Annotated in this window: 14 protein-coding genes; 3 read left to right on the forward strand and 11 right to left on the reverse strand. The window is 61.7% G+C overall.

Features of this window, described 5'->3' with window-relative positions; all coding sequences use genetic code 11:
* Positions 1–2 precede the first annotated feature (2 nt).
* From QCM77_RS00095 to QCM77_RS00145, 11 genes are all read right to left on the reverse strand, one after another.
* Positions 3–1214, reverse strand: coding sequence for a TraB/TrbI/VirB10 family type IV secretion system protein (locus QCM77_RS00095; protein WP_279681321.1), 1212 nt, complete (start codon positions 1212–1214; stop codon positions 3–5).
* Entirely contained in the window at positions 1211–2245 is a 1035-nt protein-coding gene (gene trbG / locus QCM77_RS00100) for a P-type conjugative transfer protein TrbG (RefSeq protein WP_462804273.1), read from the reverse strand. Before trbG ends, QCM77_RS00095 begins: the two co-directional genes overlap by 4 nt.
* Complete coding sequence (gene trbF / locus QCM77_RS00105) at positions 2242–2925, reverse strand: conjugal transfer protein TrbF (protein WP_279681324.1); 684 nt, start codon at positions 2923–2925, stop codon at positions 2242–2244. Before trbF ends, trbG begins: the two co-directional genes overlap by 4 nt.
* Positions 2926–3022: 97 nt before the next feature.
* Complete coding sequence (trbL, locus tag QCM77_RS00110) at positions 3023–4252, reverse strand: P-type conjugative transfer protein TrbL (RefSeq protein ID WP_279681326.1); 1230 nt, start codon at positions 4250–4252, stop codon at positions 3023–3025.
* Positions 4249–4602 carry a putative entry exclusion protein TrbK-alt gene (gene trbK-alt / locus QCM77_RS00115; RefSeq protein WP_279681328.1) on the reverse strand — a complete coding sequence of 118 codons (354 nt, stop codon included), beginning with the start codon at positions 4600–4602 and terminating at the stop codon, positions 4249–4251. Before trbK-alt ends, trbL begins: the two co-directional genes overlap by 4 nt.
* Positions 4602–5333, reverse strand: coding sequence for a P-type conjugative transfer protein TrbJ (gene trbJ, locus QCM77_RS00120; RefSeq protein ID WP_279681330.1), 732 nt, complete (start codon positions 5331–5333; stop codon positions 4602–4604). Before trbJ ends, trbK-alt begins: the two co-directional genes overlap by 1 nt.
* Positions 5330–7771 carry a conjugal transfer protein TrbE gene (gene trbE, locus QCM77_RS00125; protein ID WP_279681331.1) on the reverse strand — a complete coding sequence of 814 codons (2442 nt, stop codon included), beginning with the start codon at positions 7769–7771 and terminating at the stop codon, positions 5330–5332. Before trbE ends, trbJ begins: the two co-directional genes overlap by 4 nt.
* A gap of 10 nt (positions 7772–7781) precedes the next feature.
* Positions 7782–8045, reverse strand: coding sequence for a VirB3 family type IV secretion system protein (locus QCM77_RS00130; RefSeq protein ID WP_085394395.1), 264 nt, complete (start codon positions 8043–8045; stop codon positions 7782–7784).
* Entirely contained in the window at positions 8045–8371 is a 327-nt protein-coding gene (locus QCM77_RS00135) for a TrbC/VirB2 family type IV secretion system protein (protein WP_279681334.1), read from the reverse strand. Before QCM77_RS00135 ends, QCM77_RS00130 begins: the two co-directional genes overlap by 1 nt.
* Before the next feature lies 1 nt (position 8372).
* Positions 8373–9287 carry a P-type conjugative transfer ATPase TrbB gene (gene trbB / locus QCM77_RS00140; protein WP_279681678.1) on the reverse strand — a complete coding sequence of 305 codons (915 nt, stop codon included), beginning with the start codon at positions 9285–9287 and terminating at the stop codon, positions 8373–8375.
* A 220-nt stretch (positions 9288–9507) separates the two neighbouring features.
* Positions 9508–10842, reverse strand: a complete 1335-nt coding sequence (locus QCM77_RS00145) for an MFS transporter (RefSeq protein ID WP_279681680.1) — start codon at positions 10840–10842, stop codon at positions 9508–9510.
* 647 nt (positions 10843–11489) lie between these two features.
* Here QCM77_RS00145 and QCM77_RS00150 point away from each other — a divergent pair.
* The 3 genes from QCM77_RS00150 to QCM77_RS00160 are packed head-to-tail and all read left to right on the forward strand — an operon-like array spanning position 11490 to position 13585.
* The gene (locus QCM77_RS00150; RefSeq protein WP_279681336.1) at positions 11490–12479 is read left to right on the forward strand and encodes an AraC family transcriptional regulator; all 990 of its coding nucleotides are present in this window, start codon (positions 11490–11492) and stop codon (positions 12477–12479) included.
* A complete protein-coding gene (locus QCM77_RS00155; protein WP_279681681.1) occupies positions 12385–13005 on the forward strand; it encodes a nitroreductase family protein in 621 nt (206 codons plus the stop codon). Before QCM77_RS00150 ends, QCM77_RS00155 begins: the two co-directional genes overlap by 95 nt.
* Before the next feature lie 34 nt (positions 13006–13039).
* Positions 13040–13585: a carboxymuconolactone decarboxylase family protein gene (locus tag QCM77_RS00160; RefSeq protein ID WP_279666782.1), complete on the forward strand. Its 546-nt coding sequence runs from the start codon at positions 13040–13042 to the stop codon at positions 13583–13585.
* The last annotated feature ends 49 nt before the right edge of the window (positions 13586–13634 follow it).

Here is a 13634-nt window from a genome sequence, read left to right on the forward strand (position 1 = left end):
AGTTACCCTCTGTATGGCTCGAGAACGAGGTCGCGATTGACGATGACGCGAACTGGGAAACCAGGTCGTACGGTCAAAGTAGGTTGAATATTGAGGCTGCGCCGAACCACCTGCTGTCCAGTTTGGTTTAGTGAATCGGAGGCGCCATGACGCAACGCCTGAACGATGGCGCTGTCGTTGCTATTGGTGTCGGACCCCGCACCTAGTTCGGTCCCGACAGCCAAGAACGTCGACAGCGCGGCGGCCTTGAATAGCTCACCCCAATGATTGTCGACCTGGTCTTCGAGCCCCGCGTAGCCTGCGCTGTCAGCACCGGGCTGCCGCTCCAGAACGATCGAGCGGCCGTTCGGCATGATCAGCCGGGTCCAGACCAGCAGCACCCGCGACTGCCCGAACGAAACCTGACTATCATAACCGCCGATCAGCCTCGCTCCTTGGGGCACGAGCAAAAAGCGACCGGTCGGAGTGTCGTATAAATTCTCCGTCACTTGCGCCGTGACTTGGCCGGGAAGGTCTGACCTGATCCCCGTGATCAGCGCTCCTGGAATGACCGTCCCGGCCTGCACGATGTATGGTGAAGCGGGCCTGGCGACGCGGTCAGGGCTCACCGTGCGACGGTCCACGGAAGCGTTCACAAAAGCAAGTTTTCGGTCCTGCGCGTTTTGGGTAGATCCATCATCGCCGGCGCTCGTGGCGTTCGGCGGCGCCACGCGCTCGCCTCCAACCGCCGCAGCGGCGGGCGGACGCACCTCTCTCCCATTGGTCGAAGCGAACAGATGGCTGATACGGGCTGCCTCGCTCTCTTGATCCCGGCGTTGCTGTTCCGGATCTCCGCCGGTTATCGGCGACTGGCCTTGCGCGGCCAGGATCGGTCGACCGAGGTCGCCTGGGAGTGGCGGACCAAGCTGCGGTACGGTTTGGCGTGAAACGCCAGTATAGTCCTTCGGCAGCGCCTCAATCCCGTCAGCGAGATTGTGATGATCAGTGCTATAGAGTTCGTCGGCCGCGCGGTTACCGGAGCGATTGCTCTGCAGCGACCACAGCACAGCACCGCCGATAACAAGCAGAGCAACTGCGCTGCCCCCCGCCAGAACCTTGCGGGACAATCGGGTGACCCGCGGGGGTTCGGCTCGCAGGCGAAAGCTCCTGGATTGCTCCTCCGGTGTTTGCGGCGGAATGACCCCGTTAGAACTGTTTTCGTTCTGCGTGTTCATGACGACGGCCTCCCGTCAGTCCGGACAATTCTGACCTTCTGCTGATGCTCACCGCCGAGCCGCAGTTCTGCGGCTGCAAACAGCCGATCGACGATCAACACATTGCCGTAGGCGCGATAGTTGACGAGCTCGGCCTTGCCATCGGGCCCAATGACGAACAGCGGCGGCATCTCGCCCTGGACAATCCCTTGCGGGAATTCGATATAGACCTTTCGGCCGTCGTCATACGCTGCGAGCGGCCGCCAGGGTGGACTGTCGCCCTCGATCGCGTAACGAAAGACACGCTGCGCTGGATCTGGAATGACCGGTCTGAGGGCGACTGAGCGCGATCGTTCGCGAACCGTTTCCGGGTAGTACCAGGCTACGGATGGCATGTACGGTCGTTCGCGGGAGCGGAGCTCGATCAGGTAGGTGCGCCGGTCCGTGTTGATGACAAGATTCGTCTCGATTGAGGCCCGGGTCGGCTTCACCAAGATGTGGACCCGGCGCGTGTCCCCGCTCCCGCTCTCCGTATCTCCGACGACCCATCGCACGGTATCCCCGGCCGCGATCGGTCCGGATCCCGTCAGTTGCTCTCCTTCTTCCAGCGCAATATCCGTGATCTGTCCGGGAGCAGCGTAGACCTGGTACAGCGCACCGGGGCTGAAGGCGTAAATCTGCGCCGCATTAAAGTATCCTTTTTTGCGCGGCTCGACTCGCGCGGCGCTGTTCGCGCTCTCAACCCGGGTTACGGGTTCAGCGTCTTCCTTCGCTCCCGACTTGCCGCCGAGAACCGGTTTCCAGAGCGGTGGAACGTGAAGCGGCTTAGCTCGGTCATCAAGCGGCGCTGGAGGTGCCGGCAACGGCGGGACCTCGGCATCATAGCTGATTTCTGGCGGAATGTAGGTCGCGCAACCGCCGAGTGCCGAAGTGCCAAGCAGCAGAGCTGGTAAAAGGGCTCGCCTCAAAGCGGCGAGCTTGCACCTACTCGAGCTTAACCTGCGGTATCGGATCGGACCTTTTGAACACATGTCACGCGTCGTCTTGATCACTGACCCAACTCCTTCGACCAGTTGATGGCGCGGACGTAGACGCCAAGGGGATTCTTGCGCAGGCGTTCGGCATCGCGCGGCGTCTCGATTGTGACCGTGAGAATCGCGGTCCAGCGCTCGGTCGCGCTCAATGAGCCGTTCTCGTAGATGCGTTGGGTCCATGCGACCCGGAAGCTCTCTGACGACGCACGGATGACGCTGGACACATCGACAGAGATCTGCGCCTTGCCCAGCCTGGCAAAGGGGTCATTGTTACGCGCAAAATCGTTGAGCGCGGCCGCGCCACGATCGGTCGTAAAGTCATACGCCCTAAGCCAATTCTGGCGCAGAACGATGCCATCAGCCGGCAAGCCTCTGACGTCCTCGATAAAGCGCGCCAGGTGATAGGCGATCTGAGCATCTGTAGGCTGATAATCGATGTTGGCTGGCGCAACCCGCTGGGCCTGGCCCAGGCGATCGACCTCGACGACCCATGGCGTGATCGATCCTTGTGCTGACTGCCAAACAAGTCCACCGGCCAGGCCGCCCGAGAGCATGAGGCAACCGAAGGCCATCAAGCGCCAATTCCTGGCCTGCACGCGCGCAGATCCAATGCGCTCGTCCCAGACTTGCGCTGCTTTTTGGTAGGGCGTGACCGGCTCGGGCATGCGCCCGTAGTGAACGGAGGGTCGTCTGAACATGGATAGTTGCCCCTGAGATCAGTGATTGGTTTCGAGTGTCGCGGCGTGCCGTTTGACGCCGCTGCTGGCGCGCGGCGAGCCTGCGGGTGGCTGGCTGTCAGCGCTCTCCTTCCGAGAGATCGACAGAAGAGCCGCTGCCGCCATGATCGCCGGAGCGCACCGCATGACCGGCCGCCGAGGCGCCATGCCGAATGGTCTGGGCGCGTTTCATGCGGCGCGCCCAATCGGGTTGACCCTCCGTGGGCGTGGTCGCAGCCGGCTCGCTCGCTTGCCCGCTGCTGGCGAATGCGGCCGTGGCTCGACGTAACGGGCTCATCGCAGCCGACCCACCCGCCTCCGCGACGCCAGCAAGGCCGCCGCTTCGATACGCCGCGGATGCGCCACTCACCATGGCAGCTCCACCGCGCCCCGCACCTGCGAGCGCGCCACCAGCGAAACCAGCGCCGCCGGCGGCAAGGCCGGCACCCGCCGCAACAACGCCGCCGGCAGCAAGGCCCGTCCCAATCGCGGCGCCGGCGCCGAGCTGGGGTCCGCCCGATACCAGTCCGTTTGCGATACCCGGACCGAAGATGCCGAGGCCCAGCAAGGAGAGGGCCGCCAACACCAGCGTCATCGCATCTTCGATCGTCGGCTGCGCGCCACCGAAACCCAAGGTGAACTGCGAGAACAAGGTTGAGCCAATGCCGACGATGACGGCCAGGACCAAAACCTTGATCCCGGAGGATATGACGTTGCCCAGGACCCGCTCCGCCGCGAATGCCGTCTTGCCAAACAGGCCAAAGGGAATGAGCACGAAGCCGGCCAACGTCGTCAGCTTGAACTCGATCAGCGTAACGAAGAGCTGGATCGCCAGAATGAAGAAGGCCAGCAGCACCACGACCCACGCGAACAGGAGAACGACGATCTGCACGAAGTTCTCGAAGAAGCTGATGTAGCCCATCAGGTTCGAGATTGAATCGAGCATCGGCCGGCCGGCATCGAGCCCGACCTGGGCGATCTTTCCCGGCCGCGGGAGGTCTGACGCGGAGAGGCTTGAACCAGATGCCTTCAGCCCGAGACCGGCAAAGCTCTCGAAGACGATCCGCGCGAGGTTGTTCCAATTGCCAATCAGATACGCAAAGACCCCAACGAACAGCGTTTTCTTGACCAGACGCGCGATGATGTCCTCGTCCGTGCCCCAACTCCAGAATAGCGCGGCAAGCGTGATATCGATGGCCGCCAGCGTTATCGCGAGATATCCGACCTCGCCACCCAAAAGCCCGAAGCCGTTGTCGATGTAGCGGGTGAATGTCTCAAGGAACTGGTCGATGATGCCGGTGCCGGTCATGGCTTATCTTCCCCGGGCACCCCGGCCGACGGATATCCTTGCGGCATCCGGCTCTGATCCTTTGGCGCGGCGGTCGCGCCGGTTTCTGCAGCGGCAGCACCGTCCCGCCTGACAAAGAAGCGACGGCGGTTTTCGGCCCAGACCCTCTGGCAATGCTGATAGTCCGCTGCATCTTCCGAAGAGACGGTGCGGCAGCGTGCAAGCTCGGAACGGTCAGCGCCGTTGGTCTGCTCTGTCTTGGGCGGCGACGACGTCTCTTCGCCGCCACGAAGCTGGATCGCGCAGCCTGCGACGACCGCCACCCCGACAGAGATGAGTAGCGATAGCGCCTTGAATGGGCCTGAAGTCATTAGTGGAACATCCGCACGTCCTGGGATTGATAGCCCTGCCCCGGCGTCAGAAACCGCCGGAGCTGTTCTCGCCCCTGGTCTTGGGCTGCCGCCCGCTGCGCCGCCTCAAGGCTCTGCGCCCTGCCCTGTGCCGCGACAGTGGCGGTGAGATCTGCAAGCTGCTGCGCCTGAAGCGCGAGGATCTGATTGCCAGCCTGCGTCGCCTGCAGGGCGCCGCTCGCACCCTGGCTGGACGTCACGAGCGCCGACGTCTGGACGCGATTGGTGTCGAGGTTGCCAACAACGCCGGCCTGGACCCGGAGCGCGTCCTGCAACGCTGCGACAGAATTCTGCCACCGCGATTGAGCGTTGCTGATCAGCAATTGGCTGGACTGGCCGCCGCTCGCCGGCGCATAGCTGGTCGAGAACGCGCGATCGATCTGCTGGACGTCGTAGGCAACGCGCTGGGCCTGCGCCAGCAATTGCTGGGTTCGCTGGATCGAGGATTGCAGTTGCTGGAGCGAAGAATACGGCAAGCTTGCCAGATTCCTGGCCTGGTTGATCAGCATCTGCGCTTCGTTTTGCAATGAGGTGATCTGGTTGCTGATCTGCTGCAGTTCACGCGCGGCAGTCAGCACGTTCTGGACGTAGTTGTTGGGATCAAAGACGACCCACTGCGCTGGTGCGGGCGCCGTGATGCAAAACGTGAGGGCGATCATGCCAGCGGCGGCAAATAGACCAAGGCGCCTCATTGCGACTTCTCCAGATTGACGAGACTGGGAATCAGGTCCGTGGCCCAGGCGGCGCCGCGATGCTGGAGCCAGGCAGGCACGAAGCCGTCCGCTCCATGCTCGGCGAGAAGCCGCTCGATGGTCGCCTGGTCGGTCTTGGACGAGGCCGCTGTAAAGGCGAGTGCGACCTCACCAAGGCCGAGTTCGAACATCCGGTTGCCGCGGCGGGACTGGCAGTAATAGTCGCGCTTGGGCGTTGCCCGGTTCAGTAGTTCGATCTGGCGGTCATTCAGGCCGAAACGGCGATAGATGGCCGTGATCTGCGGTTCGATCGCCCGTTCATTCGGCAGCAACAAGCGCGTTGGACAGCTTTCGATGATCGCCGGCGCGATCGCCGAGCCATCGATGTCCGAAAGCGATTGGGTGGCAAAAATGACGGACGCATTCTTCTTGCGAAGAGTCTTCAGCCATTCCCGGAGCTGGCCGGCAAAATCCTCGTCATCGAGGGCAAGCCAGCCTTCATCGACAATGAGAAGCGTGGGACGGCCGTCGAGACGGTCTCCAATGCGATGAAAGAGGTAGGCCAGCACGGCCGGGGCCGCGCTCGTTCCGATCAACCCTTCGGTCTCGAACGCCTGGACGGAGGACTCGCCAAGCCGCTCGAATTCAGCATCAAGCAGGCGTCCGGACGAACCGCCAAGGCAATAGGGTTGAAGAGCACGCTTTAAGGAGTTCGATTGCAGGAGGACTGACAGGCCGGTCAGGGTACGCTCCTGTATTGGCGCCGAGGCGAGAGACGTCAGCGCCGACCAGAGATGGTCCTTGACCTCTGGGGTGATCTCGACCTTTTCGCGTGCCAGGATTGCACCGACCCATTCGGTGGCCCATCCGCGCTCGGAAGCGTCGTCGATCCAGGCCAGCGGCTGCAATGCGACCGCTCGGTCGCCTTCGTCGGACAAGGCACCGCCGAGATCATGCCAATCGCCGCCCATGGCGAGCGCGGCCGCCCGGATCGAACCACCGAAGTCGAACGCAAACACCTGGGAGTTCGGGTAACGGCGGAACTGCATTGCCATGAGCGCGAGCAGGACCGACTTGCCCGCACCTGTCGGCCCCACCACGAGAGTATGGCCGACGTCGCCGACGTGGAGCGAAAACCGGAACGGGGTCGATCCCTCCGTCTTGCCGAACAGGAGCGGCGGAGCGCCAAAATGCAGATCCCTCGCCTCGCCCGCCCATACAGCCGACATCGGAATCATATGAGCGAGGTTGAGGGTCGAAACCGGCGGCTGCCGCACATTGGCATAGACATGCCCGGGCAGACTGCCGAGCCAGGCTTCGACGGCGTTCACCGTCTCGATCATGCAGGTGAAATCGCGGCCCTGAATGACCTTCTCGACGAGGCGGAGCTTTTCGTCGGCAGCGCCGCGATCGGAGTCCCACACCGTGATGGTCGCGGTGACAAAGGCCTGTCCGATCTGGTCCGAACCCAGTTCCTGCAGGGCAGCGTCGGCGTCAAGCGCCTTGTTGTTGGCATCGGTATCCAGCAACGTCGATGCCTCATTGGTCATGACCTCCTTGAGGATGGCGCCAATCGATTTTCGTTTGGCAAACCACTGTCGGCGGATTTTGGTCAACAGCTTGGTGGCATCCATCTTGTCGAGCATGATCGCGCGCGTCGACCAACGGTAAGAAAATGGCAGGCGATTGAGGTCGTCCAGAATTCCAGGCGTCGTCGCTCCCGGAAAGCCGACGATGGTGAGAACTCGCAGATTGGCTGAGCCGAGCATCGGCTCGAGACCGCCGGTCAGCGGCTGGTCCGCCAACAGCGCATCGATGTACATGGGAATTTCGGGCACGCGAACCCGATGGCGCTTGGTCGAGATCGTCGAGTGCAGGTAGGTCAGCGTGGCCTGATCATCGAGCCATGCGCATTCGGGCATGAATCCTTCCAGAAGCCCGAGTACGCGGCTGGTTTGATCGACAAAGCCGCGAAGTACCTCGCGAGCATCGGCTCCAACGGCCCGATCGCGCCCTTCATAGAGCAGTCGCTCTGCCTTGGCTGCGCCCTCCTCCGGTGGAAGATAAAGGAAGGTCAGGAAGTAGCTGGACTCGTAGTGGGCGCCGGCCTCCTCGAACTGGGCCCCGCGCTCGGCGTCGACCAGCGCGGATGCGACATCCGGAAATGTGCTCGGAGGATAGCTGCCGGCAAAATGGCGCTGCGCCTCAACGAACACGGCCCAGCCGGACCCCAGGCGACGAAGTGCGTTGTTCAGACGACCTGCGACACCGACAAGCTCAGCCGGCACCGCACTGTCGAGGTCGGGTCCGCGGAACTTGGCTGTCCGCTGTAGCGAGCCGTCCTTGTTCAGGATAATGCCCTGGTCGACGAGGGCTGCCCAAGGCAGGAAGTCGGCAAGACGGTCATTCGAATGGCGATATTCGGCAAGGTTCATCATGACCGAGAACTCAGAGGTTGAGATGACCGGGAATGCGCAGATGTCGGCGCACCACATCGACGAAGGCGGGATCGCGCCTGGCGGCCCAGACGGCTGCCATGTGGCCGATGAACCAGAGGACGAGACCTGCGATCCAGAGCCGCAAGCCAAGTCCAAGCGCCGCCGCCAACGTGCCGTTGACGATCGCGACCGCCCGCGGCGCACCACCCATCAGAATCGGCTCGGTAAGCGCGCGGTGAACAGGCACGACAAAACCTGCGACCGCCTCGTCCATCAGATCACCACGCCGCCGCCGAAGGAGAAGAACGACAGGAAGAAACTCGAGGCGGCGAACGCGATCGACAGACCGAACACGATCTGGATCAGCCTGCGGAAACCGCCGGACGAATCCCCGAACGCGAGCGTGAGCCCGGTCACGACGATGATGATGACGGCGATGATCTTCGCGACCGGCCCCTCGACGGACTGCAGGATCTGATTGAGTGGCTGCTCCCATGGCATGTTCGAGCCGGCCGCCCATGCGGGCGCTGTCGTCAGAACAACCGGGCTGGCAATCGCCAACAAAGCAGCTTCCCGAAGAATACGAAATCGTGGACGCATGTCAGTCTCCTGCTGGTGAAAGGCTGTAATCGCCGGCGGCGCCAAGCCCCGTGACAAGGGCGAGTTCAGCGAGGCGACGATCGGCGCCGCGACCTACGAGCACAGCGACGAGGTTGATGGTCTCGGCGATCAGGGCGCGCGGAACCGTGATGACTGCTTCCTGGATCAGTTGCTCGAGACGCCGCAGAGCGCCGAGCGCACTGCCCGAATGAATGGTACCAATGCCGCCGGGGTGACCGGTGCCCCACGCCTTGAGCAGGTCGAGAGCTTCGGCCCCGCGGACCTCGCCGATCGGGATGCGGTCAGGACGCAGTCGAAGCGAGGAGCGGACAAGGTCGGATAAAGTGGCTACGCCGTCCTTGGTCCGTAGCGCGACGAGATTGGGCGCCTTGCATTGAAGCTCGCGAGTATCTTCGATCAGGACAACACGATCGGAGGTCTTTGCCACTTCGGCCAGAAGCGCGTTGGTCAAGGTGGTCTTGCCGGTCGATGTGCCACCGGCCACCAGGATATTCTTGCGAGTGGCAACCGCACTCCTCAGGACGTCGGCATGCCGGGAGGTCATGGTGCCGGCGGTGACGTAATCGTCGAGCGTGAAGACGGCGACCGCTGGCTTGCGGATGGCGAAAGCAGGGGCAGCAACGACCGGAGGCAACAGGCCCTCGAAGCGCTCGCCGGTTCCAGGAAGTTCGGCCGAGACGCGTGGTGAGCTGGCATGCACCTCCGCGCCTACATGATGCGCCACCAGACGAACGATGCGCTCGCCATCCGCCGCAGACAACGTTTCGCCGGTGTCAACCAAGCCACTCGACAGTCGATCAATCCAAAGCCGCCCATCGGGATTGAGCATAACCTCGATGATAGCGTCGTCTTCCAGGTAGCCGGCGATCGCCGCCCCAAGTGCGCTTCGCAGCATTCGCGCGCCGCGCGAATTCGCCTCCGATTGAATGGAATGGATTGCCACCGCCGCCCCCCTAATGAGGAGCCCACAGAGGCCCTCAGACGGGGATGATTAGAAAAGGCCAATGGACTTGGCGCAACAAGCGCTTCCGGTGATCGTAGAGCAGCGTAGAAAAAGAAAGAACCGAGAATTGGCAATTGAGGCCTACTCAGTCGTATCGATTCGCTGCGACTGCTCACCACTCCGCATCGTCATCCTCGGGCAGGAGAATGACGAAATTTTCATACATGCCAACTGACTCGATGGCTTCGGAAATCTCTGCCGGCATAAAGAAGGGAATTGCGCTCATCCATGAAGCGAAGGATCGACACCAAGGCCGCGCGAACCAGACCAACGCCGCGATCTGCAAGGCTACGTTGAGGCCGAACGCGACTTGATAGGCGTGGACGGACCTGTGGCCTTCATTTGTGGACCATTGCTCCAGGATCAGTCCTGTCGCGTATTGGGCCAGAAAAGCCCAGCCAAAGTGCAACACGTTCAAGGCGCCATTGGCACGCCCGGCAAGCTCCGGCGGAAAATAATCCGCTATCACCGCGAAGCTGACCACCGTTGCCGTTCCGACAATCGCGACAACGGAAAAGGGCAAGATGGACGGCAGGGACGCCCGCAGGATCAAAGCTAACTCGGCCGCGATGAACAGCAGTGCAACCATCGCGAACATCGTTTCCGCCCCGATTCCTCTTCGCTTGATGTAGTGAACCGACATCCCGAACAACCAGGCACCGCCGCTCGATACGATGGACATTATGAAGAGCTGTCCGACCACAGTTTTGCGATCGAAACCCTCTACGTCCATCAGCCACGGCGATACCCACAATCCCTGCAAAGACCAGGCCGATCCAACGCAAGTCGCTGACAACGGGGCAATACGCCAGAAACGCTTATCGCTGAAAACGGAATTAAGGGTCGCGGGGATTGACGATACAGATGGGACAGCGACTCGTTCAGGAACCACGACATAGATGAGCATGCCCGTCGCAGCGGTCGCAGCCGCCAAGACTTCGAAGAGCTGTCGCCAGCCCATCCAGGCGATTAGGTGCTCAGCGGGAGCCGTGGCGGTCACCGCCCCCAACGACCCCAGCATGATCATGTAGCCGTTCATCAAGGCCACTCGTTCTCTAGGAAACCAAAGAACGATGGACTTCAGTCCAGCCATGAGCGCCGCCGCCAACCCGAACCCGATCATTGCTCGCGCAAGCAAAAGAGACACTAACCCCGTGGACACTGCGAATAGTCCAGCGCCCGCCGCGGCGACCAAGAGCAACGCACTGTGGACGCGACGCGGACCAAAGCGGTCCAACAATATGCCGACGGGGATCTGAGCCGCCGCGAAGACAAGGAAATAGAGTGACGTCAGCAGCCCGAGGGCGGCAGTCCCAAGCCCGGTATCCGAGCTGAGATGATCGGCGATCAGGGCGTTGATCGTTCGAAACAGATACGAAAGATAGTATCCAGCAGCAAACGGGAGAAATACGCGCGCGGTGAGATTCCGTATCCCGGACATTTGCATGCAGGCCTCTCTTGCTATCAACTCGCGCGAGCCGATAGCGCGGCCAGCCTTTTGTCGGCTTGGGTAAATTGTTGCCATGGTAGGCTGGCGTAGAAAAAGGAAGGCGATGTGAATTTCTTGGCTTGGGCGCAAATTGATTAATTCATCAGGTCCGCTCTACCCTCAGAGGTCGACAATCAAGCGGACGCTGTGCATGCCGGCTCAAGTCCACAAGCCGACGTTCACTCGCTTTCACTCCGCGCAGGATCTTGATGATGGATATCGCGTTGCTGGTGCCGCGCCCGCAAATGTCGATGACCCGCATGGCCACATCCCGCAACATGGATCGCGCGGTCAACAAAATTAGAGGGCTTTCAGAGTTTGCGATAGGCTAGTTCAAGCAGCTTGAACATCGGGAGGGGACAGTTTTCTCCCATTGGGGAAAGATCCGGTCGTCACGCAGCGCGCCGTCGGATCTCCTGCGAGTTCTGAGCACCCATATCCAAAGTGGCATCCATGATGACTGAACTCGCCTTCGATAGAGACTATCTGTAAGTGAGCGCCCTGGCTTTCGTCGCGGCGATCAATCAGGACGGAACGACAAGCCTTTCGCCGAACGCGCCGCTAAATTGATATGCTGCGTCGGCGATTCAAGCTCTCGAGGTCTCATGTCTCAAGTCGACTGGTTGAGTCATCTCCTGCAAATCATCACCGTTACCGGCCAACTCGAGGTGCGCTGCGCCTACGGCGCACCGTGGCGTCTTATCTGGCCCAAGGCCGCGGCGAACGAGATCCCCTACCATGTCATCGTCAAGGGCCGGGCCACTTTCGAGGACCCTGATTCGAGAACGGTGCAGGAGCTTGGGAGCGGGGACATCGTGCTGCTCCCGCACGGTTCGGCGCATGTGCTGCACGACGGCAGCGGCGAAACGCCAGTCAGCACGCACGAAAGCAGGGGCTCCGCAGGATGGATGTTGAGCGAGAACGATGGACGGGGTGAGCAACTGGATCTGCTGTGCGGACGATTTTTCGTCGTGCCACCTCATGATCGACTAATCCGCAACTACCTGCCAGCAAATCTGGTAGTGCGGTCTATGGAAAGCCATAGAGAAGAGGACATCGCGTCGGCCTCCAATCAACTTTCCGGACTGGTCGGGCTGATGCGAATGGAGTCCGCCGGTGACAGAGCGGGAGGACGCGCCATTCTCAACGCGCTCTCTTCGGTCTTATTCACGCTAGTCCTACGCGCCGCGAGCGAGGCCGGAAAATCCACCGAAGGCTTGTTGGCCCTTGCTGGCCATCCGAGATTGGCATCGGCCATTGCGGCGATGTTCGCTGATCCGGCGCGGCAGTGGAAGCTTCCCGAGCTGGCCGATTTATGCGGCATGTCACGCGCTACATTCATGCGCCAGATTCAGGACAAGTTAGGTCGCTCCGCCCTCGACCTGTTGACCGATCTTCGCATGGGTATGGCCGCCAACGAGCTTAAAAAGCCAGGGATCACACACCGCTACAACCGCTGCAGCTGTCTATCCCGAAACCTCCCGTTCGCGGGCGCGGCCGCTGCCGACGAACGCTGTGATCGAAACCATTCTGAGCCGCAGTGCTGCGAAGTATTACGACTCGACGGCCGTCCTCAGCGACGATCAGATACGTGACCTCGTGCGGATCGGCACATCGGCGCCGACATCGTTCCATCTGCAGAACTGGCGCTTCATCGCCGTGCGCTCACCCGAAGCAAAGGCGCGGCTGCTTCCGATCGCCTGGAATCAGCCCGCAATCACCGAAGCAGCAGTTAGCTTCATCATCATCGGCCAGTTGGCCGATGCGAGCACCGTCCCTGAGCGCCTGGCACCCGTCGTGGAAGCCGGAATCATGCCGGCACATCTGGTGCCGGAATGGGAGGGGCCTGCTCGCGGCCTCTACGACAATCAACCGCAGCGCCAGCGCGACGAAGCCGTACGCTCCGCGACCTTCGGCGCCGCAGCCATCATCTATGTAGCCCGCTCGCTGGGCCTGGGTTCGACACCGATGATCGGTTTCGATGCAGAGGCCGTACACAGAGAGTTCGGCCTGGCCGACGACGAAATCCCGGTCATGCTGCTGACCGTCGGGCCGGAGCGGCCTGGCAACTGGCCGCAGAAGCCGCGCCTGCCCGTGGCCGACGTGCTGCACTTCGCCTAGCCAACCTGAAATCAATCATCCAAGGAGAAATATCATGGCCAGAGCTGCCGCTCTGAGGCCGGAACACGTGCCGGCCGCTTCGAAACCGACCCTCGATGCGTTCACCAAGAATATCGGATTCACTCCAAACATGCTGATGACCTTCGCGCAAAGCCCGATCGCATTCAACGCATGGGCCACTCTGCTCGGCTCGTTGAGCAAGGCGCTCGACGTCAAGACGCGCGACAGCATCGGCCTTGCGGTCTCCGAGGTGAACGGCTGCAACTATTGCCTGACGGTGCACAGCTTCACGGCGGAGCATATGGCCAAGCTGCCGGCCGACGACGTCATTCTCGCCCGAAAAGGTCATGCCAGGGACCCGAAGCGGGATGCCGCCGTCCAGCTTGCACGTAAGATCATCGAGAGCCGCGGCCATGTCACAGACGCCGATCTGCAAGCCGTCCGCGATGCGGGCTACACGGACGCGAACATCATGGAGATCGTCGCGCTCGTGGCCATGTACTCGCTAACGAACTTCTTCAACAACGTGTTCAATCCCGACAAGGACTTTCCCGCGGTGGCACCGGCCGGCTCGATCTGAGCACGGTCCTCTCGGTTCGCAGACCGGGAAGCTCGGAATCTGAAAAAAC

The organism is Bradyrhizobium nivariense, from assembly GCF_029846695.2.
GTDB lineage: Bacteria > Pseudomonadota > Alphaproteobacteria > Rhizobiales > Xanthobacteraceae > Bradyrhizobium.